Below are 25,909 nucleotides of genomic sequence, written 5' to 3'. Positions count from 1 at the left end.
TTGCGTGAAAATCCGCAGGATTTTCGAGTTAAGAAACTAAGATAATAAAGTTGCGAGGATTTTCCGTGAGGAAAATCGGAAGCAATGAATTATACACTGTGTTGGCGTGTCGTTTTTTTTATTTCATACTCAAAATAGTTTTTTAAAACCTTTTCTAGTTTTCTATTTCCGAACCAATCCATGTGAGATTTCATTTCGTTAAGTCCGCCATAACTTGTTGAGTTAATCAAAATGTCTTGTCGGTCGTAAATAACTACTATTTGTTTTGTCCAATTTATTGAGAACCAATTTCCAGGAGGTGATAAAATTGATACTTTTTGATTGTGAATTTGTAAAGTCCAACCAAGTTTTTCTGTTAAGTTTTTTATTGCTTGTTGGTTATTGTTTTTTAAAATACCGTTTATACGTTTTAGTCTGTCGATATTAATTATTGAGTAGAGTAATAGTCCAGAAAGAATTATAGAAAGGCCAAATAGAATTGAAGCCCCGAACAAAGATTCTCCTTTTTCTAGTTGGTCGAAGAAGAAAATACCAGAAATAAAAGGAAATATTCCAGTTGAAATGGTATACGTGAAATAATCAAAAATGGGCTCAATCAGCCCAGTATTTCTTATTACCCTTCCCTTTTGTTTTGATTTTGGTATGTCAATTTTATCGTATCTCAAATTTATCAGTTTTCAAATGCACGCCAACGGTTTGTATAACCGTCAGTTATCGGTTTAAATATACTTTAATTTTCGGTCTAGCACTTACGTTAGCAATTCCGAGTGGATTCGGACGTAGTCGAATCCGCCGTAATTGCGGTTATACGTTGTTACCAAACGGTTTTTATAATCCGACATAATCAGTTTCTTTTATTTCCAATTTACGAAGTCGGTTATTATTTATTTTAATCGAATACCAAACTCTCCATTGATTGTCAGTATCAGGAACAGCTAAGTCCGAAGTCAGATAAATATTGTTTCCCACAATACTGTCAATTTCTGTTGAGAAAAGATTGCATTCGGCGTAAAATTCAGGAATCAGTTTTTTTTCAAAGTTAGTTTTGTCGATTTGTTTTTTGTCAACAATTGAGTCGGTCAAAAGTTTTAAATCAGTTACCATTTTATGAGAATGGTCTAAATAGACTTGTTCTCCTTTTTGAGATAAATTCCTAACAATTGAACTATCGTTTAAACTATAAGTTTTTATTTCAAGAGTATGTTTTAAGTCCAAAATTTTAAATTCTTTTTTGCTTGAAATAGTGTCGAGAATTAAAGCCCAATAATTATTAATTGTATCGATTTGCTTTTTTGCTTTTACCGTTTCTAATTCAGTTTTCTGTTCAAGTTTAGATTGGATTTTGTCCGACTTTTTTTGGTCGCAACTTGATAGAATCGAAAATATTAAAACTAAAATTAGAAGTTGTTTCATTGTTTGGTTTTCAACTGTTTGGTAACGGTTTGTGTATAGTTTCGTTGCGTGAAAATCCGCAGGATTTTCGTGTTAAGAAACTAAGATAATAAAGTTGCGAGGATTTTCCGTGAGGAAAATCAGAAGCAATGAATTATACACGGTGTTGGCAAACGTTATTTTTTTATTACTACACCACTCCAAATAGTAACTAAACATACTGTAATCAAGCTTATATTAGATAGATTTATTTTTCTGTTTTCAATCAAAGAGTAGGCTGTAACGACAACTATAATAGTAGTTAACACAATAGCTAAATAAAGTCCGAATTTAGTTTCCATTATGGAATCTTGTCGTTTTATTTTTCCCTTGTTATGGCTTACCAAAGCTTTATCTAAATCTCTCATTAATTCAACAAACTTGTCCGAATTACAAAAATTACTGTTTGAACTTAATCTTTTTGTTGTACCGTTAGTTAGGGTTAGTTTAAGTCCAGCACCTTTTGACCAATGTATTTTATAACTCTCAACATTTTCAAATTCTATTTTTTCATTGTTCCATTCCAATCTGTTGGAAGTTAATTTGAAGTCAGTTGATTTTATGATTAGCTTTTTAATTGCAACAAAATAGATAATAGAAACTAAAAGTCCGATTACTAATTTGAGTGTTGAACCATTTAAGAATTCGTTTAATATTTTGATAGTAAAATAAAAAACAAAGGCAGTCGGAAAAAGCAAAACCAACAATTCTGTCGGTTTCGTGTATTTAACTTTTTCGTATTTACGCATAATCGGTACTAATGTTTGCCAACGGTTTGTGTATAGTTTCGTTGCGTGAAAATCCGCAGGATTTTCGTGTTAAGAAACTAAGATAATAAAGTTGCGAGGATTTTCCGTTAGGAAAATCGGAAGCAATGAATTATACACGGTGTTACCACACGTTTTTATTTCTTTTATTTTTATCTCAAATCTAAAATCACAGAATCCTTAACTTTTATATAAATCAGATTGTCGTTATGATATAATTCTGTTGTATCTCCTTTAACTTCAGTCCGAACAAAGTTAGATTCAATAAATGTCTTTTGGTTTGAGTTTAAATAAATTGGAATTGAAACATATAAAAAACAGCTGATAATTATTAAGCTATTGGTAATTATAATTCCTTTCAATGAGTCCGTTTTTGCTTTGAAAAAGTAGACTCCGATGCTTATTAAAGTCCAAATTAATCCGATTATTGAAGTCAAAAATAAAATCAGATGATGAACTCCAGGTGCGTGAATATATGGGTTTCCAATAATAGCATAAGAGATTCCTGCAATACCAAATCCTATTCCGTAAAACAGCAATGTTTTTAAAATTCCCTTTTTCAATTTATTCCGTTTATTTCTTTTTAAACATTCGGTAAGCAAGCACAATAACAATAATTAGTGGTGAAATATACATAACAAATCTTGTCGACCATTTGTCAGCAGCCGTGCTTGCCTGTGCACCTTCTCCAAAAATCATCCAGAAAATTAATGATTCAATAAAGTATAGAAATACTAATAGAATTATAAGTCCAATTACTTTTAATATGAAATTTAATGTTTTTCTCAAATGTGTGGTAACGGTTCATATAACCGTCAGTTACGGGTTTTAAGTTACTGTTTTTCGGTTTGGAACTGGCGTTAGCAATTCCGAGTGGATTCGGACGTAGTCGAATCCGCCGTAATTGCGGTTATATATTGTTAGCAGCTGTTTGTTTTGTTAAGTTTTATACTCGATTTAATCTTTCTTATGATTATATTATATTCTATAGTCGAAATACTTCTACTATCTATTTTCATTTTAGAATTTCCTTTGAATTCACAATTTGCGATATGAAAATTCAAGTATCTTTCAGCGTTTATAAATAGTTTAAGAATATTCAGAGGGTTTTGAGGCATGTCACTTTTAATAAATTTTGTATTTAAAGAAACAATTTCATTTAGTGAATATTCCGTTTTCATTAGGCCTAAGAAATTTCTTTTAATTATTTTTTTATTTCGAATTTCGTAAGATTCAATTTTCCAAATTCCTACCAATGTCATTAATGAAAGCAAGATACACCCAAAAACTCCAATAGGACTATCCAAGCCTTGTCCAGAAACCAAAAGTGGAAGAATTACAATAGTACCAAGACAAGTAATAAAAATTGAAATTGTATAGTCGCTTTTCGTTTTCATTAAATTGCTGCTAACGGTTTGTGTATAGTTTCGTTGCGTGAAAATCCGCAGGATTTTCGGAGTTAAGAAACTAAGATAATAAAGTTGCGAGGATTTTCCGCGAGGAAAATCGGAAGCAATGAATTATACACTGTGTTGTGTGCCGTATTTGTTTCATTTTAATAACATTGAAGCATGAATTCAATTCTTCTTGTTTCAATATTATAAAAGAAATAAATCATTCCTTGGTCACCCCACATTATCCCAGAATTTTCTTCAGAATCAATTTGAATCAACAAATCCATTAAGCTATTGTTAGGGTTCCTTGGTGTACTTTCTCCTTGTATCCATTTGGGGTAACCTCCAATTTGACTTTGATAGTCTTGCTCTCCAATTAAGTTTTTGCAAACTTTCTCATAGTTTTCCCAGGGTGAATCCTCATTTAATATGCCAGATAGCTTATTTGCATTGGGGCAAATAGAATAAAGGCCTTGCCAATCTGGGAGAGACACAATTGGTTCAAAAGTCAATTCACAATATTTGGATTTTTCGAGTTCTGTTGGGCGAGAAATCATTTTTATTTCATCTTCATTAATTTTGTCATAGGTTTTTACTAACCATCCTTCAGAGTCAGAATCCCATGGAAACTCATCAAAGTCATAATAAAATTGAAATAACTGAATATCATCTGGTAATCCATTATCAGTGTTATTAAAGATTTGGAAAATAAAATCAAAGTTTTTACCTGATTTAGTCTTAGGCCATTCTTCATTTTCCTCGAAGTAAGGTTGCCCACCAAAATGAGATTTTAATTGTGAATTTTCAGGTGGTCTAGATGGTTTCTCAACGATCAGTTTTGTGGCTTTCTTTAACAGTGGTTTTACTTGTCCAATTAAATCTTCATATGTTGATAAACCTTCAGCCTTTAAATCATCACGATACTTATCAAAATGAGATTTCTCTTCTTTAGTTTCTTCTCCGCTAAATAGCTTTTTAAATATATTCCACATGTTTTTTATTTGCGGTATTGTTATCTCATATGTCTCGTCCTGAAATATGGCTACAGGTTAAACATAGTTTTAAGCGGTTAATTTGTATACCATATTAGGTGTTTTAAAATCTAAAGATAAGTGTAATCTTACTTCGTTATATAATTTAATGGCATTTTTTGTAGCTCTCTTTGCGTGGGCTGTATCCATAAAGGTTTGATCGAGATAGAACTCATCTTTTAGGATGCCGTTTACACGCTCAGCCATAGCGTTTTCGTAGCAATGGTTTTCTTCTGTCATACTTATACCGATGTTTTTTCTCTTAAGTATCTGAGTGTATACATTGCTGCAATATTGTATCCCTCTATCAGAGTGATGTATGAGTCCATCAATGTCCTTAGCTTGATATAACGCCTTATTTAATGCCCTAACACAACCGCTTAGTTCCAAGCTATCACTAAGATCATAACCGACTATCTTCCTTGAATAGGCATCAGTAATCAAAGCTAGATAACAAAATCCTTTCAAGGTTCTAATGTAGGTGATATCACTTACCCAAACCTGGTTAGATCTTGTTACAATTACATCTTTAGCAATGTTCTTGTACTTACGGAACCTGTGCAAGGAATTGGTGGTTTTTGCACTGTATTTTTTCCTTAAGGTGAGCATATTATTGGCTCTAAGTACATTTAAAAGCGTATCTCTTCCCACTTTGATATTGGCTTTGGTAAACTCTACATCCAATGATTTAATCATTTTTCGAACACCTTCTCTAGGTAAGGATTTGCGACGTTTTTTTACAATTTCTATGATCCGTTTTTCTAGTTTCAGACGTTCTGTTTCTCTGGTATGGTATTTATAATACGCATCCCTTTTGAGTCCGAAACAGGCACAAACAGTAGTTAACGAAGCAAATCCTTCACTCTTTGTTTTAGCTCTGATTAAGGCTTGGTATTTAGTTTTTTTTTGAGTTCTATCACGTTTTTGTAGCCCAGTTTCTCAGCAGCCACTTCTAGATAAGAGTCCAATACCATTGCATCAAGATCCTTTTTGAGCAGTAGTTTTTTTAGCTGTTCAATTTCCTTTTGTAGCTCTTTGATTCTAGTTATTTCGTCTTTTGTTTCCACTTTAACACGTGTGTTCATTAGGTCTTTACGCTCATATTTCCTGATCCATTCGTTAATGGTTGTAGGGTTTATTCCGTAAAGTTTTCCTAATTGGTTCTTGTTGAGTTTTCCGGTGGTAAGTTCGTCTAAAATTTTCAATTTAAACGATTCGCTGTAGCGTCTAATTACTTTGTCATTTTTGTACATAATTATTAAAATTATGTAGCCTTATTTCCGGACGGGTCAATATGGTACACAACGGTTTGTGTATAGTTTCGTTGCGTGAAAATCCGCAGGATTTTCGGGTTAAGAAACTAAGATAGTAAAGTTGCGAGGATTTTCCGTGAGGAAAATCGGAAGCAATGAATTATACACGGTGTTGCCAACAGTTGTTTCTTTTACTTGTGCATATTTTCATTAATTACATAATGAATATATAGATTTACATCAGATTGCCCATTGTAAACCCAAGGAGGCATTAAACTCAAAGCTTCTTTGATTTTATAATCTAGAAGTTTAATTTGTAGATTAGAGTGGTTAATCTTTTTAATTTTTGGTGTTGGATTTGTTATAATTAAAAAAGTTAATTCTAAATTGTCATTAGGAGAGCCACCTTGGCATAATTGACTGTCAAATGTTAATTCACTTTCAGGAGTGATTTTATAAGACACTTTGTAATTTTGATATAGGTAAGTGTCCCAAAAGTTCTCTGGAACTTCAACAAGTTCAATGAACATAAAATTCGCAAATTCATATCCACCTAATGGTTCTGATTTTGATGAGTATTTTAAATCAGGTGATTTTAAAATGTACCATTCTTCTGTGTTTTCATTTTGAATGATATCACCATCTTCATGAAATGGGGCAGGATTGTCAACTAGGTATTTTTTAGTATTAAAATCATATTGCACAACAGGCTTTTTACCTTTTTTATCATTTATTGTCCATATATCAATAGGTTTATTATTATTAAAGGTACCTTCGGAAAGAACCTTTCCTTTCTTGGTGTAATAGCTCCTTTTCCTTCTTTATTTCCTTTTTCAAACTGTCCAGCTAATTTTTGTTTTCCATTAACATAAAATAACTCAACTTTTCCACTAAGAATTCCATTTTCATAATTTAGTTTACGAATCAGTGTTCCTTTTCTGTTATAAGTTTTCCACTCTCCATTTTTTAATCCGTTTACAAATTTTCCTTTTTCAATCAGTATACCATTACACTTTCGTTCAAAATTTCCATTTAAAACAGGCGTAATTTGGTCGATTTGGTCTTGGCAATTGCAATAATCAAATTTTTCAGTTTGTCCGAATGAAATGTTAATCGTAAATGTGATTATTAATCCTAAAATCAGTTTTTTCATGTTGTTATTTGTGTTGGTTTCAATTGTTGGCAACGGTTTGTGTATAGTTTCGTTGCGTGAAAATCCGCAGGATTTTCGTGTTAAGAAACTAAGATAGCAAAGTTGCGAGGATTTTCCGAGAGGAAAATCGGAAGCAATGAATTATACACTGTGTTGTGTACCGTGTTTTTTGTATTTATCAAGGGTTTTCCACAGGATATAAATACCAATTAATAATATAATGAAACCGCCAATTAAAAAGGACTTTCCGTATCCTTTACCAAATATTTCACAAAAATAATTCAGATATCTATTTATTATACTTGTTGTATAAATGCCAGTTGCTGAAAGGCCAAAAGTCATAATGATAACAGGTATAGAGTTAGTTTTACCAATTTTGTTTTTCCAATTTATTAGTCCAATAGTTAAAGTGCCTATTAATAGGGTAGCTAGAGTCCAGTAAATGTAGTAAGCGTAAAGTTCGCCTACACTCATGTCGGTTAATGATTCAAATTTCTTTGAGTCATTAACTATAAGAGCATCAAATTTTTCTCCGTGATAGGCCACATAGAATCGATTAATTCCATTTATAACAAAAAATAGAGCAAAACATTCTAATAAAATCAGCTTTGGTTTAAATTTCTCTTTCATTTTTGGCATGGTACACAACGTTGTCGGCTAAAATTAGGCCGCAGCCTTGGCTGCGAGCTTAATTTTAGGTGGTGTTAACGGTAGATTTGGTACAGTAAACTTTCATAGTTTTCACTCGATATCTAAAAATCTGGCAACTATGATCCTTACTACTCAATTGAACTCTAAGTAAGTTTAATGAGCAAAATTTCATTTTTTTACAGAATGCTATACTAATTTGACTTCAATTGATAACTTTCAATGCAACTTAAATCATCAGGAAAGAGCTTAAGGTAGGGTTCGTATGTTAAAAGTGATACTTTTTATACTGGTTATTGCAGCAGCCGGTCATTCATCAGACTTTATTCATTTTCGTAGTTTTTTATCAAAGGATTTACGCGAAAATTATACTTCCATTGATACAATCAACAACTTAACAACATCGTATCATGCAAAATTTCAAAAGCAAAAATTAAAGCGAGAAAAACATGACTCAACCTATCGTTCCATGCAAAGAAAAGTAGCGAGTCAGATAAATCAATGTTTATCAAATGATGAATCTGAACAGATGAATTTTAAGGATTATTTGCGAGAGATACAAGCTACCAAAAAGATCATTGGCATATATATAAGCAAAAGTCAAATAAATTCATTCTTGGGGTGCATGGAAGAAAAACTAAATCTGGATTTTACAAAACACAATGAAAACATTTCTCAATCATTTATTAGAACAACCGAAGCACGTATACAAAGTTTAGACTCAATAATAAAAAGAGATAAATTTTTACTTGAGAGTTATGAAAGTGTTGATTCTACGAGATTACTTCGTGGAATTAGAAATATGGAATCTGATTTAGCAGCCACTCAGAAAAAATTCCAAATTGAAAAAATTGCATCTCATGGAATACATGTAACTGTGGAATGGCCTTTAACCCTTCCTGATGATCACTTTCAAAAGGTTATACAAAATCAAAAAGTGGAAGAAAAAGAAATCAAACAGGAAAAGGAATTAGAATGTAAGGATATCAATCCAGTATGGCATTATACCCAATTCATCTTAACTGGAACAGTTTTGATCTTTACAATACTTACTTATTCGAATACTAAAGATTAAATTTCATTCAATTATTCAGGCGAAAGTGTACAATTTCAATTCGTAATTTCGAACTACGTTCATTTATTTCTATGCAGTTCATCCTCCTAGGCTATTCAATACTTAAGTACAAAGCGTCTCTAAATTTACCGTTAACGGTTTGTGTATAGTTTCGTTGCGTGAAAATCCGCAGGATTTTCGTGTTTAAGAAACTAAGATAGCAAACTTGCGAGGATTTTCCGTGAGGAAAATCGGAAGCAATGAATTATACACGGTGTTGTAGCTAGTTTTTATTTTATTTCTTTTAAGTCATTGTTAGAGTCGTACCATTCTTGTCTTTCAATGTCAAAGTCGGTTTTATCAACTAATCTAAATTCAAAATCAATGTTGCCATCGGCATCAATAAACGTGTCTGAATGGATTAGGCATTCTCCGTTTTCTAATTCAAAATAAATAGAGTGGTCGTCAGTTTTTACAGTTTTTATTTTTTTACCAATCACAGGTAAATCAATGGATAAATCTTTTGACCTTTTTTCTGTTGTTGAATTGAGTCCACCAAGTCTAATTTCAAAGGTCGATTTATTGGTTTCAAGTAAGTTCCAATCATCATTTAAATAACTTCTAAAAAGTCCTATAATTATCTGTCCTTTTAAGTTTAAATCGGTCACACAGATTTTGTTTGTTAATTAGCTACAACGGTTTGTGTATAGTTTCGTTGCGTGAAAATCCGCAGGATTTTCGGGTTAAGAAACTAAGATAATAAAGTTGCGAGGATTTTCCGTGAGGAAAATCGGAAGCAATGAATTATACACGGTGTTGTGTGCCGTATTTGTTTCATTTTAATAACATTGAAGCATGAATTCAATTCTTCTTGTTTCAATATTATAAAAGAAATAAATCATTCCTTGGTCACCCCACATTATCCCAGAATTTTCTTCAGAATCAATTTGAATCAACAAATCCATTAAGCTATTGTTAGGGTTCCTTGGTGTACTTTCTCCTTGTATCCATTTGGGGTAACCTCCAATTTGACTTTGATAGTCTTGCTCTCCAATTAAGTTTTTGCAAACTTTCTCATAGTTTTCCCAGGGTGAATCCTCATTTAATATGCCAGATAGCTTACTTGCATTGGGGCAAATAGAATAAAGGCCTTGCCAATCTGGGAGAGACACAATTGGTTCAAAAGTCAATTCACAATATTTGGATTTTTCGAGTTCTGTTGGGCGAGAAATCATTTTTATTTCATCTTCATTAATTTTGTCATAGGTTTTTACTAACCATCCTTCAGAATCAGAATCCCATGGAAACTCATCAAAGTCATAATAAAATTGAAATAACTGAATATCATCTGGTAATCCATTGTTAGTGTTATTAAAGATTTGGAAAATAAAATCAAAGTTTTTACCTGATTTAGTCTTAGGCCATTCTTCATTTTCCTCGAAGTAAGGTTGCCCACCAAAATGAGATTTTAATTGTGAATTTTCAGGTGGTCTAGATGGTTTCTCAACGATCAGTTTTGTGGCTTTCTTTAACAGTGGTTTTACTTGTCCAATTAAATTTTCATATGTTGATAAACCTTCAGCCTTTAAATCATCACGATACTTATCAAAATGAGATTTCTCTTCTTTAGTTTCTTCTCCGCTAAATAGCTTTTTAAATATATTCCACATGTTTTTTATTTGCGGTATTGTTATCTCATATGGTACACAACGGTTTGTGTAACGCCGTCGTTGCGGCGTAGTATGGTTTAAAGATAGGAAAAGGAAACTGACATTGCACGTTTGCGAGTATTTTCCGAAGGAAAATCCGAAGCAATGCGTGTTACATGGTGTTGTGCCCAGTTTTTATCTTTTCAATTCCGATTATTTCTGTCAATTTTTTTAGTCCTTTTTTAGCTATAATTCGAAAACTCAACTCAATAAATACAAAACGAAGAATGAGGATGAACAATAGTGTTGGAATTATGAGGTCCAATGAGTCTTTTAATCCATTTTTTATTAAAGAAGTTGTCAGCCCAATAATTGGAAAAAGAAATAAAGCCAATAAAACTATCTTTATTGTTTTATTAATTTTGATTTCTAAAATTCCATTTTCTTTTTTTAGTTTTCCCCTAAAAACACAAAAGGAACCATATAGTTTTTTCGAAAGTTTTAGCTCAAAATCTGATTCATTAATTTCTCCAATAAATGTTTGTTTATCCCAATTTGAAACAAATTGTTCCTTCGGTAAAGTTTTCTTTTGTAATTCATTTAGTGATGTCGAATAATCATCGTGCAGTTCAATGAGATATTTTTGAGTCGGAAAGATTGTCATTGAGATCAGTCGTAATATTTAATTGGGCACAACGGTTTGTGTATAGTTTCGTTGCGTGAAAATCCGCAGGATTTTCGGGTTAAGAAACTAAGATAGTAAAGTTGCGAGGATTTTCCGTGAGGAAAATCGGAAGCAATGAATTATACACTGTGTTAGCACCAGTGTTTTTTTTAATTTGGTATTTTTAATTTTCCAGTCGTTGGAAATTCTGTTGTTATTTTTTCCAGTTGTTTAATCAGTTCAGGAATTTGAGTTTGGTCAAATCCGATTTCGCATTTCAATTCGTTTCCATCTGGATAGAAATCCGTCAAGTAACATTTTGCATTTAAATGTCCAATTCCGTCTCCATAAATGTGTATTGACAAATCTGCCTCAATTCCCTCTAGAGTTGCTGTCGCTTTTAAATTATCATACAAATATTTAAGCTCTCGTTTAAAAACTTCAAAATCCGTCGTCATTATATCAGTTGATAAATTTGAAGAAAAAGCACCGACATTTAATTTAACGACTAAATTCAGCACATTTTTGTCCCAATCTAGTTCGGCAAATGGAAATTTCAGTCCGTTAACATCAATTCGTATAAAGTCATTTTCGTTTATTCCTTTAATCTCAAAATATGAATCTGCGTTTGTCATTTTACATTGGTGCTAACGGTTTGTGTATAGTTTCGTTGCGTGAAAATCCGCAGGATTTTCGGGTTAAGAAACTAAGATAGCAAAGTTGCGAGGATTTTCCGAGAGGAAAATCGGAAGCAATGAATTATACACGGTGTTGTATGCAGTTTTATTTGTTCCCAAAGTTGAAATTATCAGCAATATGTTTAATAAATAAATATCCCGTAAAGGCCAGCTCGTAAAACGTGTTTATATCAATTCTTATTCTTTCTCCAATATCATAAGATTTTGATTTGTTGATGTTACTTAGTTTAAACAAATCATTTTTTTCTAAAGAAACTCCAGGCTTATCAGTTATGACCTCTTCGCCATTTCTAGTATAACTTAATTTATTTCCAATCCATTTTAATTTTAATTGTGGAACATCGCTATCAGTTGAATTAGTATCAATTTCCGTAACAACACCAGCTCTATGTTCCTGACATTTTCTAACATCATTTATTGACAATATTTCCTCGACAAGAATTAAAGGTTTATTAACAAGTTCGGTAGTTAATTTAATGAGAGTCGGTAAATCTTTTCTCAGGTATTTCTTGTTTAGACGTTTTTCAAACTCTTGAAATTCTCCATATTTAATTGTCGTCTTATGTAAAGAAGTCATTTCTGACAAAAAATTAGCACGTCCTAAACTAATATTTATTGCTTTAACTATATCATTTAGTCCATGATTGAACAACCACATATCTAGATAAATTTTCTTATCACCAACATAATCTATTTCTCCTAAATTAATATTACTCAAAATTGGAGGAGAAGGCACTTCTTCGAAAGGAATGTCATTTAGATTAGAAGTTATAAAAGCCAGCATATTGCATGAGTTCTGTGCTATCTTAATGTAATCAAGGATTATAGAATCAGCTTCTAGTTTAATGCTTGTTCTTATTGAAGATTTTTGCTGTGGCATTGCTTATTCAAATGTCTCGTCCTGAAATATGGCTACAGGTTAAACATAGTTTTAAGCGGTTAATTTGTATACCATATTAGGTGTTTTAAAATCTAAAGATAAGTGTAATCTTACTTCGTTATATAATTTAATGGCATTTTTTGTAGCTCTCTTTGCGTGGGCTGTATCCATAAAGGTTTGATCGAGATAGAACTCATCTTTTAGGATGCCGTTTACACGCTCAGCCATAGCGTTTTCGTAGCAATGGTTTTCTTCTGTCATACTTATACCGATGTTTTTTCTCTTAAGTATCTGAGTGTATACATTGCTGCAATATTGTATCCCTCTATCAGAGTGATGTATGAGTCCATCAATGTCCTTAGCTTGATATAACGCCTTATTTAATGCCCTAACACAACCGCTTAGTTCCAAGCTATCACTAAGATCATAACCGACTATCTTCCTTGAATAGGCATCAGTAATCAAAGCTAGATAACAAAATCCTTTCAAGGTTCTAATGTAGGTGATATCACTTACCCAAACCTGGTTAGATCTTGTTACAATTACATCTTTAGCAATGTTCTTGTACTTACGGAACCTGTGCAAGGAATTGGTGGTTTTTGCACTGTATTTTTTCCTTAAGGTGAGCATATTATTGGCTCTAAGTACATTTAAAAGCGTATCTCTTCCCACTTTGATATTGGCTTTGGTAAACTCTACATCCAATGATTTAATCATTTTTCGAACACCTTCTCTAGGTAAGGATTTGCGACGTTTTTTTACAATTTCTATGATCCGTTTTTCTAGTTTCAGACGTTCTGTTTCTCTGGTATGGTATTTATAATACGCATCCCTTTTGAGTCCGAAACAGGCACAAACAGTAGTTAACGAAGCAAATCCTTCACTCTTTGTTTTAGCTCTGATTAAGGCTTGGTATTTAGTTTTTTTTTGAGTTCTATCACGTTTTTGTAGCCCAGTTTCTCAGCAGCCACTTCTAGATAAGAGTCCAATACCATTGCATCAAGATCCTTTTTGAGCAGTAGTTTTTTTAGCTGTTCAATTTCCTTTTGTAGCTCTTTGATTCTAGTTATTTCGTCTTTTGTTTCCACTTTAACACGTGTGTTCATTAGGTCTTTACGCTCATATTTCCTGATCCATTCGTTAATGGTTGTAGGGTTTATTCCGTAAAGTTTTCCTAATTGGTTCTTGTTGAGTTTTCCGGTGGTAAGTTCGTCTAAAATTTTCAATTTAAACGATTCGCTGTAGCGTCTAATTACTTTGTCATTTTTGTACATAATTATTAAAATTATGTAGCCTTATTTCCGGACGGGTGTATTGTACTGAAATAGGTTGACCTTTTTTCGGTTGATTTTCGGTTGTTCAAAACGATGTTTTCAAATCGTTAGTGGATTTAAAATTACATTATTTTTTCGATACGATTTGTAGTTGATGTTTGGATTGAGATGTACTTCGGCAGGTTTTCTCAGATCCAGGCTGAAATGAGCTCTTAGGTTGTTGTAAATATAGACCGCTTGCTGTGTCATTTTTTTGGCTAGTTCCGTGTTTTTAATGGTTTGTTTCAGCCCATATTCATGTTTTAGGGTTCTGTTAATACGTTCTGCAACGGCGTTTTCATAAGGATCGTATTGTTCTGTCATACTCATGGTAATGCCGTTTTGTTCAGCAAACTGCGAGTATTTGGGATTGCAGTACTGGAACCCTCTGTCAGAATGATGGATGAGCTTTTGGTTGCGATATTTTCTGTTTTTAATGGCCATGGCGAGTGCATCTTTGCAAAGAGATGTTCTCATATGGCTGTCTAGTTTATACCCCATAATTTGCTTGGAATAGGCATCGGTTACCAATGCTAGGTAGTTGTGTCCGTTTTCGGTTTTAATGTATGTTATGTCGCTTACCCAAAGCTGTTCTGGTCGGGTGGGGACGTGGTCCTTAACAAGGTTTTTATATTTTTTGAACATGTGGTTGGAGTTTGTTGTAGTGGTGTAATTTTTGGCTTTAGGTATTAGTAGTCTGTTAAGCCTTAGAAACCTATAGAATTTATCTCTGCCAATCTTAATATTGGCATTTATAAAATCTTGTTTCAGTTCACTGTAGAGCTTGATTCCACCAGTTTTAGAGCCTACTTTTTTACGGTAACCCTTAACTAAAGAAATTAGTTTTTGTTGGTCTATTTCTTGTTTTTGTTGTGTTTTGAGTCTTTTGTAGAAGGCTTGCTTAGATATCCCAAAACATCCATAGAGCCATTTTCTTTTAAACGGTCTTTTTTCTTTTGCTCTATCTCTTTTGCTAATGTTTTGGGCAATGACTTTTTTGACATATCGACGCCTGTAATAAGTTCCATATCAGCGATAATGTCCTGTTGGAAGTCCTTTTGGAACTCCAGTTCTTCAATACGCTCTTTCAGCTTTTTAATTTCGTCGTTTTTGCTCATACCAGTGTTTCGTTGCACTAAGGTACTATATTTTCTTAACCAATAGGTTATGGTGGTTCTGGGAACCTCATATTTTTTGGAAGCTTGGTTGTTGGACAATTGTCCGTTAAGGATTTGGTCAACGACCAGAAGTTTGGTCTCTAGATTGACTTTTTGGTAGCTTTTTTTTCGCCAGTGTTGTTTTTCGTGTTTCATAAGTGACTGCAATTGTTTGTTCGATTTTTAGTCAACCTATTTCAGGAAAATTCAGGGTCAAAATTGCATACAACGGTTTGTGTATAGTTTCGTTGCGTGAAAATCCGCAGGATTTTCGTGTTAAGAAACTAAGGTAGCAAAATTGCGAGGATTTTCCGTGAGGAAAATCGGAAGCAATGAATTATACACTGTGTTGTAGCACGTTTTTTTATTCAAAATCTATAGAGATTAAATCATGATTTTCTCTTTTTAAAACCAATACCATAGATAAGGCAACATTTTCCCTTACTTGAGCAATATTTACTTTTATTACTTTACCGAAATTATTTGTTTCCTTAAATTCAAATCCTTGAAATTGAGATTGTTTTATAGTTCCGTATTCTTTTTCAAAGTTATTAAAGAATTCGGCAATTTGGCTTGTTTCCACACCAATAGACTTGTCAAATAGATTTGTTAGAGTTTGGTAGTCTTTCTTTTCTATTAGGTCAGATACTTTATTGATTTTTGGTATTAAATTTTCAATTTCTTCTATTTCCTTGTCTGAATATGAAAATTCCGAACTTGTTCCATTTTGAAGATTTATTTTTACTCTAATCTCGTTATAATTTGATTTTTCGTTGTCCAAGTGCGAGTAGAATAGATAAGCAATATTGCCCGCATGCGGTTTTAATTTGTTGGCTTTGCTTTCAAGTAAAAGGCTTTTACTCATTTCAAGTATGAAATAAGTTTTAGTTTCTCCATTTTTAGATTTAAACCCTTTATGTCTTAAACATTCTCCGCTGTAAAAGTTTAATACTTGCTGTACTGCATTAACTTCTTTTTCGGTTGCTTCATTGTCTTTTTTACAAGAGAGAGTCAATACTAATAATAAAAGTAGGCTCAAAAATTGATTCATAGGTTTCATATATTTTGACAAAGGTCAAATTTTTAATTTGTAAAATTCCTTAAAATTTATTCGTTAGACAAAGAAATTAATCTCGTTTTTGTGTATTGGAAATGTGCTACAACGGTTTGTGTATAGTTTCGTTGCGTGAAAATCCGCAGGATTTTCGAGTTAAGAAACTAAGATAGCAAACTTGCGAGGATTTTCCGCGAGGAAAATCAGAAGCAATGAATTATACACGGTGTTGTACATAGTTATTTTTTAATCAGGTAATTTAAATTCCAACTTTTCGCAACACTATCAATTTCCATTTCGTTCAATTCTTTTTCCATTCTTGGTTTAGAATCATAATAAAAGAATCTTCCTTTTCTTTCAGAAATCGAATCTCCAATTATAGTACTGTAAATATTGAATTGCATAATTTTTCCGTTGTTGTCCAGTTTCCTAAAACCGTCATCTTCATCATCTAAATTAAAGCTTTTGTTATCAGACGGATTTGCATTTTTCCATACATGAAGTATTTCATTTTCTTTAGGCTTATCGCGTCGAGATTCCCATCTATTTCCAATAAATCCATCGTCGTATTTATATTGAGCACTCATGTATCCATCAATAATGGGGACATTTAAAGATTTTCTCAAATCGTTAGCTTTAATTCCGTAGTTTAGATTCTTAATATTTTTTTTATTCTCAAAATAGTCGTACGTCCAATATAATCCCCAAATCAGAAGAATAATTCCATAAATATGTTTTCTTTTTAGGTTTTTCATAATTATGTACAACGGTTTGTGTATAGTTTCGTTGCGTGAAAATCCGCAGGATTTTCGTGATAAGAAACTAAGATAATAAAGTTGCGAGGATTTTCCGCGAGGAAAATCGGAAGCAATGAATTATACACGGTGTTGTACAACGTTTTTTAATTTTTTCATTCCGAAATGGTACAAACAGAAAACTACTAAAGAAACTAAAATTTTTCCCAATAGTCCAGCAACCATAACTCCTGTATCAATTCCGTATTCCTTATTTAAGGTCCAACTACTTGGTAAATAATCGCGGTGTAATGTTACTACTAGAATTACAAATCGTTCAAATGTTATAACAAAGAGTAGACTGATTATAATTCTATTAATTAAATATTTTTTTATGAATCGTATTCGATATGTCTGGGTCAACAAAAACCAAAATATTGGTTGAATCCATATTGCGTAAGCATATTTTCCCGTCAATCGATTGATATATTCCACTTTTTCGTTCTCATTTTCTAATCCTAAATAGAAAACCATAATTCCGAAAAGCCACAAAATAATCCAGACAAAGCCTAGATAAATTATTAATTGAACAGCACTTTTGTCAAAATCTGAAAGAACTGTTTTGTCTTTTAATAAAGCTCTCAAAATGAAGTAGATTATTGAGTAAAATCCGAATCCAACAAAAATGTCAATTCTTATGAAGTCAGTAATGAAATTTAAGATTTCAGTCAAAAGTGAATTTTTTTATCTAATGTTGTACAACGGTTTGGCTATGGTTTCGTTGCGTGAAAATCCGCGAGGATTTTCCGCCGTAAACCGAAGATAGCAAATTTGCGAGGACTTTCCGCGAGGAAAGTCAGAAGCAATGAACTATAGCCGTTGTTGTGTACAGTTTTTATTTTTTCAGTCGTTTAGTCCAATCAGAGCCAAGTATTTTTTCCAAACTTTTTTTCATTTGTTTATTCTGTTCGATAAATACAAGGTCAGAAAGTTTTTGTAATAATTCAGAATCTTTTTCCGCTCTATTCACTAACATTTCAGCAGTTTGCTCGTCATTTGCCAACCATTTAATTATTTCATCAGTAATGTTTTCGTAATCCGATTCCGTTTTGTCATATAAATTCCGATTGCCATTTTCAGCATCAGATGTTTTAATTCCATTTGTATCAGGTTCGTCATAGTCGCCTGCAACGACAATTTTATCTCCTGCCCAAATTCCCATATATATTTTGTCAGAATTTGGGTTTCCGAAAGCTTTGAAAAAGTCCTCGTCCCAATCTTTTCCGCTTGAAGTCAGTAAACGTCCGAGTGCGATTCCATTCAGTCCTTGTCCTATGAAACCAAGTTTGTTGTTTTCTCCTAAACTGTCAATATCAATGAATTGCTTTTTAGATACATTTACTATTTTAAAATATTGTCCCATTCAGATTTTCAAATTGTACACAACGGTTTGTGTATAGTTTCGTTGCGTGAAAATCCGCAGGATTTTCGAGTTAAGAAACTAAGATAGTAAAGTTGCGAGGATTTTCCGTGAGGAAAATCGGAAGCAATAAATTATACACGGTGTTGGCGTGCGTTTTATTTTTTAATTTTTTCGTTTGTTAATGGATCTCTTAATTCGGGTATTTCTGATGAGATTTTTTCAAAAAAATCATTGACGAAAACTCCATGTCCAAACCCACAACCATAATTGTAGTCATCAGTTTTTTCAAAGACTTTTACACCTTTATTGGAAAAGTCAAACGTTATTTCGCAACTTAGGTCAAGGTCAGTTTTATAGATTGCTCTATTGTTTGAATAATCCAGGGTGTCTATAAAAGAGCCTGAATTATAGCTTGGAGCACCTTTATTAACCATAAAAGTCATGACTATTTTATTTTGAGGTAATTTTTCAATTTGTATTCTACCAAAATTTTCATAAATCTCTTGATCATCCAAATCTTGTTTAATGTTTAGTTCGTAGGTTCCCGTTGGATTTAAACTTTTGTCTTTATCTATCATGCTGATAGAGACAAGTCCAGCCAATAGGGTTACAAGAAATAGTATTTGGTTTTGATACTTCATTTTGGTAATGCACGCCAACGGTTTGTGTATAGTTTCGTTGCGTGAAAATCCGCAGGATTTTCGGGTTTAAGAAACTAAGATAGTAAAGTTGCGAGGATTTTCCGTGAGGAAAATCAGAAGCAATGAATTATACACTTTGTTGTGCACTGTTTTTATTTTTCTTTTAGATATTCTTTTGCATCTCGTAAATTCAATTCCGTTTCGTCCGCACCTCGTCCATTTCGATTTTCATTGAATGCGGGCTCATCAAGTCGGTCGAGTCCAACTAATATTTGAAACACTGCTATTCCATTTTCGTTTTCTAATTCTTCTAGCAACCATTTTTTATATTCCGCAATTAATTTCCGATTTCCAATTTTTGATAAACTCCAATATCCACTTGTTCGTTCAGTCTCTGTTTTATAAATTCCAGAATTCAGTCCGTCAACAATGATTTGTTCCAATTCGGTTGGGTGGAATTTTGTCAATTCGGATTCCTCAATAATTTTTCTCTCAAACTCCGAGTGAGAACTTCCTTTGGCTTTTTCGAAAATAAATGCAGCTTCTGTGAATTGGTCGTTTGTTAAGGTCATTTCTTAGTTAAGGTTAATCATCGATAAAATCCCAAGGAATTTCTTTTTTGAAAGTTGCAATGCTTTCTTCCATTAATTTTAGAGGTAAATCTTTTTTAAAGATGTTTATAGTTCTCGTTTTGTCACTATCACTGCGAAATATTTCAATCACCAATTCGTCATCTCGATAAACCTCAATTCCAATTCCATCACGTTTTACGTCACTTGCAATTATTATTCTATCTTTTTTAAGCTTCATTTGTTTTTTTCTCAAAATGTCTCGTCCTGAAATATGGCTACAGGTTAAACATAGTTTTAAGCGGTTAATTTGTATACCATATTAGGTGTTTTAAAATCTAAAGATAAGTGTAATCTTACTTCGTTATATAATTTAATGGCATTTTTTGTAGCTCTCTTTGCGTGGGCTGTATCCATAAAGGTTTGATCGAGATAGAACTCATCTTTTAGGATGCCGTTTACACGCTCAGCCATAGCGTTTTCGTAGCAATGGTTTTCTTCTGTCATACTTATACCGATGTTTTTTCTCTTAAGTATCTGAGTGTATACATTGCTGCAATATTGTATCCCTCTATCAGAGTGATGTATGAGTCCATCAATGTCCTTAGCTTGATATAACGCCTTATTTAATGCCCTAACACAACCGCTTAGTTCCAAGCTATCACTAAGATCATAACCGACTATCTTCCTTGAATAGGCATCAGTAATCAAAGCTAGATAACAAAATCCTTTCAAGGTTCTAATGTAGGTGATATCACTTACCCAAACCTGGTTAGATCTTGTTACAATTACATCTTTAGCAATGTTCTTGTACTTACGGAACCTGTGCAAGGAATTGGTGGTTTTTGCACTGTATTTTTTCCTTAAGGTGAGCATATTATTGGCTCTAAGTACATTTAAAAGCGTATCTCTTCCCACTTTGATATTGGCTTTGGTAAACTCTACATCCAATGATTTAATCATTTTTCGAACACCTTCTCTAGGTAAGGATTTGCGACGTTTTTTTACAATTTCTATGATCCGTTTTTCTAGTTTCAGACGTTCTGTTTCTCTGGTATGGTATTTATAATACGCATCCCTTTTGAGTCCGAAACAGGCACAAACAGTAGTTAACGAAGCAAATCCTTCACTCTTTGTTTTAGCTCTGATTAAGGCTTGGTATTTAGTTTTTTTTTGAGTTCTATCACGTTTTTGTAGCCCAGTTTCTCAGCAGCCACTTCTAGATAAGAGTCCAATACCATTGCATCAAGATCCTTTTTGAGCAGTAGTTTTTTTAGCTGTTCAATTTCCTTTTGTAGCTCTTTGATTCTAGTTATTTCGTCTTTTGTTTCCACTTTAACACGTGTGTTCATTAGGTCTTTACGCTCATATTTCCTGATCCATTCGTTAATGGTTGTAGGGTTTATTCCGTAAAGTTTTCCTAATTGGTTCTTGTTGAGTTTTCCGGTGGTAAGTTCGTCTAAAATTTTCAATTTAAACGATTCGCTGTAGCGTCTAATTACTTTGTCATTTTTGTACATAATTATTAAAATTATGTAGCCTTATTTCCGGACGGGTCAAAATAGTGCACAACGGTTTGTGTATAGTTTCGTTGCGTGAAAATCCGTAGGATTTTCGTGTTAAGAAACTAAGATAGTAAAGTTGCGAGGATTTTCCGCGAGGAAAATCGGAAGCAATGAATTATACACTGTGTTGTGTGCCGTATTTGTTTCATTTTAATAACATTGAAGCATGAATTCAATTCTTCTTGTTTCAATATTATAAAAGAAATAAATCATTCCTTGGTCACCCCACATTATCCCAGAATTTTCTTCAGAATCAATTTGAATCAACAAATCCATTAAGCTATTGTTAGGGTTCCTTGGTGTACTTTCTCCTTGTATCCATTTGGGGTAACCTCCAATTTGACTTTGATAGTTTTGCTCTCCAATTAAGTTTTTGCAAACTTTCTCATAGTTTTCCCAGGGTGAATCCTCATTTAATATGCCAGATAGCTTATTTGCATTGGGGCAAATAGAATAAAGGCCTTGCCAATCTGGGAGAGACACAATTGGTTCAAAAGTCAATTCACAATATTTGGATTTTTCGAGTTCTGTTGGGCGAGAAATCATTTTTATTTCATCTTCATTAATTTTGTCATAGGTTTTTACTAACCATCCTTCAGAGTCAGAATCCCATGGAAACTCATCAAAGTCATAATAAAATTGAAATAACTGAATATCATCTGGTAATCCATTATCAGTGTTATTAAAGATTTGGAAAATAAAATCAAAGTTTTTACCTGATTTAGTCTTAGGCCATTCTTCATTTTCCTCGAAGTAAGGTTGCCCACCAAAATGAGATTTTAATTGTGAATTTTCAGGTGGTCTAGATGGTTTCTCAACGATCAGTTTTGTGGCTTTCTTTAACAGTGGTTTTACTTGTCCAATTAAATCTTCATATGTTGATAAACCTTCAGCCTTTAAATCATCACGATACTTATCAAAATGAGATTTCTCTTCTTTAGTTTCTTCTCCGCTAAATAGCTTTTTAAATATATTCCACATGTTTTTTATTTGCGGTATTGTTATCTCATATGGTACACAACGGTTTGTGTATAGTTTCGTTGCGTGAAAATCCGCTAGGATTTTCGTGTTAAGAAACTAAGATAGTAAAGTTGCGAGGATTTGCCGTGAGGAAAATCGGAAGCAATGAATTATACACCGTGTTACCTGCTGGCTTTTTTTGATTTGTACTCAGCATATTCCACACCGCTTTCTTGTCTACATTCAATTATGAGAGTCAAACTGTCCAAATGTGAAAAGTTTATAATTTGGTCATTTTTGTCTTTTTTTTCATTTACGTAAACATTGTTAAGTACAGCTTGTAAATCCAAATATTTATAATCTCCTGACATTTTTGATGAGTCCGATGAAAAATAGAATTTTAGTTCTTTAGTGAACTCCATTTTTTCGAAAATATTTATTTCTAATTTTTCGTTAGAAGTTAAGTTGGTAATATTTTTTAATTCCCATTTACCAATTAAAGGATTGTCTTCGTAAACATCTTTATTATTTTGGTCAGAAATCTTTTTGTTTTTTAAGTGTGTTTTGGTGTCAACAATCTCTGTTTCTTCCTTTACAATTTCTTTCTGAGACTTATCTGAACAACTAACTAGGATAATTGCAAAAGCTAAGATTAAAATACATGATTTCATATTTTTGTTTTGCTTGCAGGTAACGGTTTGTGTATAGTTTCGTTGCGTGAAAATCCGCAGGATTTTCGTGTTAAGAAACTAAGATAGCAAAGTTGCGAGGATTTTCCGAGAGGAAAATCGGAAGCAATGAATTATACACGGTGTTGTGTGTAGTTATTTATCTCTTTTCAAATCGATTGTAAATTCAAGTTTACTGGGTATTTTGAGACGTCTACGTTCTGAATTGTATTGTTCAAAAGTTAATGAAGGTGTTAGATCGTGATTGTAATCGTCGACTTTATCAACTTCGATTATATGATAATAGGTCAAATTATCTAAAACACCTTTGGCCGGGTCTTTGGGGTGAATTTTGGCGATTATAAAATCGTTATTGTATCCAACTGAATATACAGTTTGGGGAATTAAGGTGTAATAAACACTGCTTCCATCAGAAGCATATATTATTTCTGCGTCATCCAAATCATTTATTGCGATTAAATGAATGTTGTCCGATAATTGTTTTTCAACTAAGCCAGCTCCAAAATAGCAACTTTGGAGTAAAATTAAAAGTCCAAATATGAAGTAAAAATGTTTCATTGTGTATTGTACTGAAATAGGTTGACCTTTTTTTGGTTGATTTTCGGTTGTTCAAAACGATGTTTTCAAATCGTTATTGGATTTAAAATTACATTATTTTTTCGATACGATTTGTAGTTGATGTTTGGATTGAGATGTACTTCGGCAGGTTTTCTTAGATCCAGGCTAAAATGAGCTCTTAGGTTGTTGTAAATATAGACCGCTTGCTGTGTCATTTTCTGGGCTAGTTCCGTGTTTTTAATGGTTTGTTTCAGCCCATATTCATGTTTTAGGGTTCTGTTAATACGTTCTGCAACGGCGTTTTCATAAGGATCGTATTGTTCTGTCATACTCATGGTAATGCCGTTTTGTTCAGCAAACTGCGAGTATTTGGGATTGCAGTACTGGAACCCTCTGTCAGAATGATGGATGAGCTTTTGGTTGCGATATTTTCTGTTTTTAATGGCCATGGCGAGTGCATCTTTGCAAAGAGATGTTCTCATATGGCTGTCTAGTTTATACCCCATAATTTGCTTGGAATAGGCATCGGTTACCAATGCTAGGTAGTTGTGTCCGTTTTCGGTTTTAATGTATGTTATGTCGCTTACCCAAAGCTGTTCTGGTCGGGTGGGGACGTGGTCCTTAACAAGGTTTTTATATTTTTTGAACATGTGGTTGGAGTTTGTTGTAGTGATGTAATTTTTGGCTTTAGGTATTAGTAATCTGTTAAGCCTTAGAAACCTGTAGAATTTATCTCTTCCAATCTTAATATTGGCATCTATAAAATCTTGTTTCAGCTCACTGTAGAGCTTGATTCCACCAGTTTTAGAGCCTACTTTTTTACGGTAACCCTTAACTAAAGAAATTAGTTTTAGTTGGTCTATTTCTTGTTTTTGTTGTGTTTTGAGTCTTTTGTAGAAGGCTTGCTTAGATATCCCAAAACATCCATAGAGCCATTTTCTTTTAAACGGTCTTTTTTCTTTTGCTCTATCTCTTTTGCCAATGTTTTGGGCAATGACTTTTTTGACATATCGACGCCTGTAATAAGTTCCATATCAGCGATAATGTCCTGTTGAAAGTCCTTTTGGAACTCCAGTTCTTCAATACGCTCTTTCAGCTTTTTAATTTCGTCGTTTTTGCTCATACCAGTGTTTCGTTGCACTAAGGTACTGTATTTTCTTAACCAATAGGCTATGGTAGTTCTGGGAACCTCATATTTTTTGGAAGCTTGGTTGTTGGACAATTGTCCGTTAAGGATTTGGTCAACGACCAGAAGTTTGGTCTCTAGATTGACTTTTTGGTAGCTTTTTTTTCGCCAGTGTTGTTTTTCGTGTTTCATAAGTGACTGTAATTGTTTGTTCAATTTTTAGTCAACCTATTTCAGGAAAATACATTTCTCAAAATGACACACAACGGTTTGTGTATGGTTTCGTTGCGTGAAAATCCGCAGGATTTTCAGGTTTAAGAAACTAAGGTAGCAAAATTGCGAGGATTTTCCGCGAGGAAAATCAGAAGCAATGAATTATACACTGTGTTGTAAAACGTTTTTTATTCATTTAATTTATCAGGTCGACCCCAGATGGCTTTGTTTTCCGAACCAATTACCCATTTGGTTTTATTTCCATTTATCAAAGTGTCCTTCACAAAATATATTGGATTCAATGAAGTACTATCAGTGGGATTTTTAGTTGGTTTAATTTTAAGTTTATCTCCAATATTAAAAGTTCTATTATCGCAATATGAAAGAACAGTAATTTTTTCGGGTATCGATTCCGATTTAGTTTTTCCAATGAGAAGAGCATAGGGAAGTCCATCATTTCCGCAAAAGGCAGTATTGCGTTGAAATTTTATTAGCTCTATTTCAAAATCATCAACGACTTGAATATATTCAAATCCGAATCTAAATTTTAGTTGTTCTGTATATCCATTTTGCTTTTTTAATTTACTATTTCATAAGCAGAATTCCATATACTTTCTTTTGTAAATTCTCCAAAATAAGAAATATATTCTCCGTTTGCACCAACAATAACATAACTATAGCAAGGATAATGATATTTAAAAAACAATTTTTCTACTATTTGATTAGGATCTTTATGCCAAGTAAATATTTCCTTATATGATTTATTTTCGAGTCCTTTATAATCCTTATAAATAAATAAAGGGTTAGTATTTGTAATATTATATATTCCTTTAATAATTTCTTTGAGATAATTTTTATGCATTACGGGATCAGCAGGTCCACCTTTATTACAAGAATCTTCTCCTGGGTAATAAACTATTACTATTGGTTTATTAGATTCTAACTCCTTATTAATTTGATTTTCGAGTAATACTTCCAAATTATTTCTATTGCTAATTTTTCCACGTTTTTCCCTTACAGTCAATTTTTTATGATTAACTGAATCTCCAGGAATGTCCAACATTTTATTCGTTGAACGAATTCGGTTGAATTTAGATTTACTAATTTCTAAATTATTTTCATTGAAATATCTTGTTTTATTAGTCCCTGTTTTGGTAACTGAGCAAGAGTAAATTAAAATACCTAGAATAAGTGTGAGCAAGATTTTTTTCATAATGTTTTACAACGGTTTGTGTATAGTTTCGTTGCGTGAAAATCCGCAGGATTTTCGAGTTAAGAAACTAAG

At 32.9% G+C, this 25,909-nt stretch carries 36 protein-coding genes; 1 reads left to right on the top strand and 35 read right to left on the bottom strand.

Annotated elements, in window-relative coordinates; translation table 11 throughout:
* Positions 1-89: 89 nt before the first annotated feature.
* The 11 genes from RBH95_RS13940 to RBH95_RS13890 form a co-directional block, all read right to left on the bottom strand.
* On the bottom strand, positions 90-665 hold the full coding sequence (locus tag RBH95_RS13940) for a hypothetical protein (RefSeq protein ID WP_307900179.1): 576 nt from the start codon (positions 663-665) through the stop codon (positions 90-92).
* Between the two features lie 163 nt (positions 666-828).
* The gene (locus RBH95_RS13935; protein WP_307900178.1) at positions 829-1,413 is read right to left on the bottom strand and encodes a hypothetical protein; all 585 of its coding nucleotides are present in this window, start codon (positions 1,411-1,413) and stop codon (positions 829-831) included.
* Between the two features lie 155 nt (positions 1,414-1,568).
* Positions 1,569-2,180 (bottom strand): hypothetical protein, encoded by a 612-nt coding sequence (locus RBH95_RS13930; protein ID WP_307900177.1) that lies wholly within the window; start codon positions 2,178-2,180, stop codon positions 1,569-1,571.
* Between the two features lie 170 nt (positions 2,181-2,350).
* Positions 2,351-2,761, bottom strand: a complete 411-nt coding sequence (locus tag RBH95_RS13925; RefSeq protein ID WP_307900176.1) for a hypothetical protein — start codon at positions 2,759-2,761, stop codon at positions 2,351-2,353.
* Positions 2,762-3,118: 357 nt separating this feature from the next.
* Entirely contained in the window at positions 3,119-3,595 is a 477-nt protein-coding gene (locus RBH95_RS13920) for a hypothetical protein (RefSeq protein ID WP_307900175.1), read from the bottom strand.
* A 158-nt stretch (positions 3,596-3,753) separates the two neighbouring features.
* A complete protein-coding gene (locus RBH95_RS13915) occupies positions 3,754-4,584 on the bottom strand; it encodes a DUF1963 domain-containing protein (RefSeq protein ID WP_307900174.1) in 831 nt (276 codons plus the stop codon).
* A gap of 69 nt (positions 4,585-4,653) precedes the next feature.
* Positions 4,654-5,505, bottom strand: coding sequence for an IS3 family transposase (locus RBH95_RS13910; protein ID WP_307902260.1), 852 nt, complete (start codon positions 5,503-5,505; stop codon positions 4,654-4,656).
* Positions 5,505-5,876 carry a transposase gene (locus RBH95_RS13905; protein ID WP_307900158.1) on the bottom strand — a complete coding sequence of 124 codons (372 nt, stop codon included), beginning with the start codon at positions 5,874-5,876 and terminating at the stop codon, positions 5,505-5,507. The genes RBH95_RS13910 and RBH95_RS13905 overlap by 1 nt, the downstream gene beginning before the upstream one ends.
* A 191-nt stretch (positions 5,877-6,067) precedes the next feature.
* On the bottom strand, positions 6,068-6,580 hold the full coding sequence (locus RBH95_RS13900; RefSeq protein ID WP_307900173.1) for a hypothetical protein: 513 nt from the start codon (positions 6,578-6,580) through the stop codon (positions 6,068-6,070).
* A gap of 26 nt (positions 6,581-6,606) precedes the next feature.
* Entirely contained in the window at positions 6,607-7,029 is a 423-nt protein-coding gene (locus RBH95_RS13895) for a toxin-antitoxin system YwqK family antitoxin (protein WP_307900172.1), read from the bottom strand.
* Positions 7,030-7,170: 141 nt separating this feature from the next.
* Positions 7,171-7,659: a hypothetical protein gene (locus RBH95_RS13890; protein ID WP_307900171.1), complete on the bottom strand. Its 489-nt coding sequence runs from the start codon at positions 7,657-7,659 to the stop codon at positions 7,171-7,173.
* 283 nt (positions 7,660-7,942) lie between these two features.
* Between RBH95_RS13890 and RBH95_RS13885 the strand changes: the two genes are divergently transcribed.
* Positions 7,943-8,752, top strand: a complete 810-nt coding sequence (locus RBH95_RS13885) for a hypothetical protein (protein WP_307900170.1) — start codon at positions 7,943-7,945, stop codon at positions 8,750-8,752.
* A gap of 269 nt (positions 8,753-9,021) precedes the next feature.
* On the opposite strand, the gene RBH95_RS13880 is transcribed toward RBH95_RS13885, so the two are convergent.
* The 24 genes from RBH95_RS13880 to RBH95_RS13765 all read right to left on the bottom strand — a co-directional run bounded on the left by RBH95_RS13880 (position 9,022) and on the right by RBH95_RS13765 (position 25,837).
* Entirely contained in the window at positions 9,022-9,399 is a 378-nt protein-coding gene (locus tag RBH95_RS13880; protein WP_307900169.1) for a hypothetical protein, read from the bottom strand.
* Positions 9,400-9,570: 171 nt separating this feature from the next.
* A complete protein-coding gene (locus RBH95_RS13875; RefSeq protein ID WP_307900168.1) occupies positions 9,571-10,401 on the bottom strand; it encodes a DUF1963 domain-containing protein in 831 nt (276 codons plus the stop codon).
* A 151-nt stretch (positions 10,402-10,552) separates the two neighbouring features.
* The gene (locus tag RBH95_RS13870; RefSeq protein WP_307900127.1) at positions 10,553-11,044 is read right to left on the bottom strand and encodes a hypothetical protein; all 492 of its coding nucleotides are present in this window, start codon (positions 11,042-11,044) and stop codon (positions 10,553-10,555) included.
* Positions 11,045-11,214: 170 nt separating this feature from the next.
* Positions 11,215-11,679: a hypothetical protein gene (locus RBH95_RS13865; RefSeq protein ID WP_307900167.1), complete on the bottom strand. Its 465-nt coding sequence runs from the start codon at positions 11,677-11,679 to the stop codon at positions 11,215-11,217.
* Between the two features lie 148 nt (positions 11,680-11,827).
* Positions 11,828-12,622 (bottom strand): hypothetical protein, encoded by a 795-nt coding sequence (locus RBH95_RS13860; RefSeq protein WP_307900166.1) that lies wholly within the window; start codon positions 12,620-12,622, stop codon positions 11,828-11,830.
* A 51-nt stretch (positions 12,623-12,673) separates the two neighbouring features.
* Complete coding sequence (locus tag RBH95_RS13855) at positions 12,674-13,525, bottom strand: IS3 family transposase (protein ID WP_307902260.1); 852 nt, start codon at positions 13,523-13,525, stop codon at positions 12,674-12,676.
* Complete coding sequence (locus tag RBH95_RS13850) at positions 13,525-13,896, bottom strand: transposase (RefSeq protein ID WP_307900158.1); 372 nt, start codon at positions 13,894-13,896, stop codon at positions 13,525-13,527. Before RBH95_RS13850 ends, RBH95_RS13855 begins: the two co-directional genes overlap by 1 nt.
* A 99-nt stretch (positions 13,897-13,995) precedes the next feature.
* Positions 13,996-14,844 carry an IS3 family transposase gene (locus RBH95_RS13845; protein ID WP_307902258.1) on the bottom strand — a complete coding sequence of 283 codons (849 nt, stop codon included), beginning with the start codon at positions 14,842-14,844 and terminating at the stop codon, positions 13,996-13,998.
* Positions 14,790-15,248, bottom strand: a complete 459-nt coding sequence (locus tag RBH95_RS13840) for a helix-turn-helix domain-containing protein (protein ID WP_307900145.1) — start codon at positions 15,246-15,248, stop codon at positions 14,790-14,792. Before RBH95_RS13840 ends, RBH95_RS13845 begins: the two co-directional genes overlap by 55 nt.
* Before the next feature lie 208 nt (positions 15,249-15,456).
* The gene (locus RBH95_RS13835) at positions 15,457-16,152 is read right to left on the bottom strand and encodes a hypothetical protein (protein WP_307900165.1); all 696 of its coding nucleotides are present in this window, start codon (positions 16,150-16,152) and stop codon (positions 15,457-15,459) included.
* A 233-nt stretch (positions 16,153-16,385) separates the two neighbouring features.
* Complete coding sequence (locus tag RBH95_RS13830) at positions 16,386-16,901, bottom strand: hypothetical protein (protein ID WP_307900164.1); 516 nt, start codon at positions 16,899-16,901, stop codon at positions 16,386-16,388.
* Between the two features lie 120 nt (positions 16,902-17,021).
* Entirely contained in the window at positions 17,022-17,525 is a 504-nt protein-coding gene (locus RBH95_RS13825) for a hypothetical protein (RefSeq protein WP_307900163.1), read from the bottom strand.
* A 250-nt stretch (positions 17,526-17,775) separates the two neighbouring features.
* Complete coding sequence (locus tag RBH95_RS13820) at positions 17,776-18,303, bottom strand: hypothetical protein (protein WP_307900162.1); 528 nt, start codon at positions 18,301-18,303, stop codon at positions 17,776-17,778.
* A 155-nt stretch (positions 18,304-18,458) separates the two neighbouring features.
* The gene (locus RBH95_RS13815) at positions 18,459-18,881 is read right to left on the bottom strand and encodes a hypothetical protein (protein WP_307900161.1); all 423 of its coding nucleotides are present in this window, start codon (positions 18,879-18,881) and stop codon (positions 18,459-18,461) included.
* A gap of 215 nt (positions 18,882-19,096) precedes the next feature.
* Positions 19,097-19,516, bottom strand: coding sequence for a hypothetical protein (locus RBH95_RS13810; RefSeq protein ID WP_307900160.1), 420 nt, complete (start codon positions 19,514-19,516; stop codon positions 19,097-19,099).
* Between the two features lie 13 nt (positions 19,517-19,529).
* A complete protein-coding gene (locus RBH95_RS13805) occupies positions 19,530-19,754 on the bottom strand; it encodes a hypothetical protein (protein WP_307900159.1) in 225 nt (74 codons plus the stop codon).
* Between the two features lie 56 nt (positions 19,755-19,810).
* Positions 19,811-20,662, bottom strand: a complete 852-nt coding sequence (locus RBH95_RS13800; protein WP_307902260.1) for an IS3 family transposase — start codon at positions 20,660-20,662, stop codon at positions 19,811-19,813.
* A complete protein-coding gene (locus RBH95_RS13795) occupies positions 20,662-21,033 on the bottom strand; it encodes a transposase (RefSeq protein WP_307900158.1) in 372 nt (123 codons plus the stop codon). The genes RBH95_RS13800 and RBH95_RS13795 overlap by 1 nt, the downstream gene beginning before the upstream one ends.
* Positions 21,034-21,228: 195 nt before the next feature.
* Positions 21,229-22,059: a DUF1963 domain-containing protein gene (locus RBH95_RS13790; RefSeq protein ID WP_307900157.1), complete on the bottom strand. Its 831-nt coding sequence runs from the start codon at positions 22,057-22,059 to the stop codon at positions 21,229-21,231.
* Positions 22,060-22,220: 161 nt separating this feature from the next.
* Entirely contained in the window at positions 22,221-22,709 is a 489-nt protein-coding gene (locus RBH95_RS13785) for a hypothetical protein (RefSeq protein ID WP_307900156.1), read from the bottom strand.
* A 153-nt stretch (positions 22,710-22,862) separates the two neighbouring features.
* Positions 22,863-23,285 (bottom strand): hypothetical protein, encoded by a 423-nt coding sequence (locus RBH95_RS13780; RefSeq protein WP_307900155.1) that lies wholly within the window; start codon positions 23,283-23,285, stop codon positions 22,863-22,865.
* Positions 23,286-23,350: 65 nt separating this feature from the next.
* The gene (locus RBH95_RS13775; RefSeq protein ID WP_307902259.1) at positions 23,351-24,199 is read right to left on the bottom strand and encodes an IS3 family transposase; all 849 of its coding nucleotides are present in this window, start codon (positions 24,197-24,199) and stop codon (positions 23,351-23,353) included.
* On the bottom strand, positions 24,145-24,603 hold the full coding sequence (locus tag RBH95_RS13770) for a helix-turn-helix domain-containing protein (RefSeq protein ID WP_307900154.1): 459 nt from the start codon (positions 24,601-24,603) through the stop codon (positions 24,145-24,147). Before RBH95_RS13770 ends, RBH95_RS13775 begins: the two co-directional genes overlap by 55 nt.
* A gap of 598 nt (positions 24,604-25,201) precedes the next feature.
* Positions 25,202-25,837, bottom strand: coding sequence for a hypothetical protein (locus RBH95_RS13765; protein ID WP_307900153.1), 636 nt, complete (start codon positions 25,835-25,837; stop codon positions 25,202-25,204).
* Between the last annotated feature and the right edge of the window lie 72 nt (positions 25,838-25,909).

The organism is Mangrovimonas sp. YM274 (assembly GCF_030908385.1).
Lineage (GTDB): Bacteria > Bacteroidota > Bacteroidia > Flavobacteriales > Flavobacteriaceae > Mangrovimonas_A.
Note: the sequence above shows the minus strand (reverse complement) of the source record. Positions and strands in the feature narration are given on the sequence as shown.

Coding starts and splice junctions, on each gene's coding strand:
- RBH95_RS13935 (WP_307900178.1), bottom strand. CDS start 1,413: ATGAAACAACTTCTAATTTTAGTTTTAATATTTTCGATTCTATCAAGT.
- RBH95_RS13930 (WP_307900177.1), bottom strand. CDS start 2,180: ATGCGTAAATACGAAAAAGTTAAATACACGAAACCGACAGAATTGTTG.
- RBH95_RS13920 (WP_307900175.1), bottom strand. CDS start 3,595: ATGAAAACGAAAAGCGACTATACAATTTCAATTTTTATTACTTGTCTT.
- RBH95_RS13915 (WP_307900174.1), bottom strand. CDS start 4,584: ATGTGGAATATATTTAAAAAGCTATTTAGCGGAGAAGAAACTAAAGAA.
- RBH95_RS13905 (WP_307900158.1), bottom strand. CDS start 5,876: ATGTACAAAAATGACAAAGTAATTAGACGCTACAGCGAATCGTTTAAA.
- RBH95_RS13895 (WP_307900172.1), bottom strand. CDS start 7,029: ATGAAAAAACTGATTTTAGGATTAATAATCACATTTACGATTAACATT.
- RBH95_RS13890 (WP_307900171.1), bottom strand. CDS start 7,659: ATGAAAGAGAAATTTAAACCAAAGCTGATTTTATTAGAATGTTTTGCT.
- RBH95_RS13885 (WP_307900170.1), top strand. CDS start 7,943: ATGTTAAAAGTGATACTTTTTATACTGGTTATTGCAGCAGCCGGTCAT.
- RBH95_RS13875 (WP_307900168.1), bottom strand. CDS start 10,401: ATGTGGAATATATTTAAAAAGCTATTTAGCGGAGAAGAAACTAAAGAA.
- RBH95_RS13870 (WP_307900127.1), bottom strand. CDS start 11,044: ATGACAATCTTTCCGACTCAAAAATATCTCATTGAACTGCACGATGAT.
- RBH95_RS13865 (WP_307900167.1), bottom strand. CDS start 11,679: ATGACAAACGCAGATTCATATTTTGAGATTAAAGGAATAAACGAAAAT.
- RBH95_RS13860 (WP_307900166.1), bottom strand. CDS start 12,622: ATGCCACAGCAAAAATCTTCAATAAGAACAAGCATTAAACTAGAAGCT.
- RBH95_RS13850 (WP_307900158.1), bottom strand. CDS start 13,896: ATGTACAAAAATGACAAAGTAATTAGACGCTACAGCGAATCGTTTAAA.
- RBH95_RS13840 (WP_307900145.1), bottom strand. CDS start 15,248: ATGAAACACGAAAAACAACACTGGCGAAAAAAAAGCTACCAAAAAGTC.
- RBH95_RS13835 (WP_307900165.1), bottom strand. CDS start 16,152: ATGAAACCTATGAATCAATTTTTGAGCCTACTTTTATTATTAGTATTG.
- RBH95_RS13830 (WP_307900164.1), bottom strand. CDS start 16,901: ATGAAAAACCTAAAAAGAAAACATATTTATGGAATTATTCTTCTGATT.
- RBH95_RS13820 (WP_307900162.1), bottom strand. CDS start 18,303: ATGGGACAATATTTTAAAATAGTAAATGTATCTAAAAAGCAATTCATT.
- RBH95_RS13815 (WP_307900161.1), bottom strand. CDS start 18,881: ATGATAGATAAAGACAAAAGTTTAAATCCAACGGGAACCTACGAACTA.
- RBH95_RS13810 (WP_307900160.1), bottom strand. CDS start 19,516: ATGACCTTAACAAACGACCAATTCACAGAAGCTGCATTTATTTTCGAA.
- RBH95_RS13805 (WP_307900159.1), bottom strand. CDS start 19,754: ATGAAGCTTAAAAAAGATAGAATAATAATTGCAAGTGACGTAAAACGT.
- RBH95_RS13795 (WP_307900158.1), bottom strand. CDS start 21,033: ATGTACAAAAATGACAAAGTAATTAGACGCTACAGCGAATCGTTTAAA.
- RBH95_RS13790 (WP_307900157.1), bottom strand. CDS start 22,059: ATGTGGAATATATTTAAAAAGCTATTTAGCGGAGAAGAAACTAAAGAA.
- RBH95_RS13785 (WP_307900156.1), bottom strand. CDS start 22,709: ATGAAATCATGTATTTTAATCTTAGCTTTTGCAATTATCCTAGTTAGT.
- RBH95_RS13780 (WP_307900155.1), bottom strand. CDS start 23,285: ATGAAACATTTTTACTTCATATTTGGACTTTTAATTTTACTCCAAAGT.
- RBH95_RS13770 (WP_307900154.1), bottom strand. CDS start 24,603: ATGAAACACGAAAAACAACACTGGCGAAAAAAAAGCTACCAAAAAGTC.
- RBH95_RS13765 (WP_307900153.1), bottom strand. CDS start 25,837: ATGAAAAAAATCTTGCTCACACTTATTCTAGGTATTTTAATTTACTCT.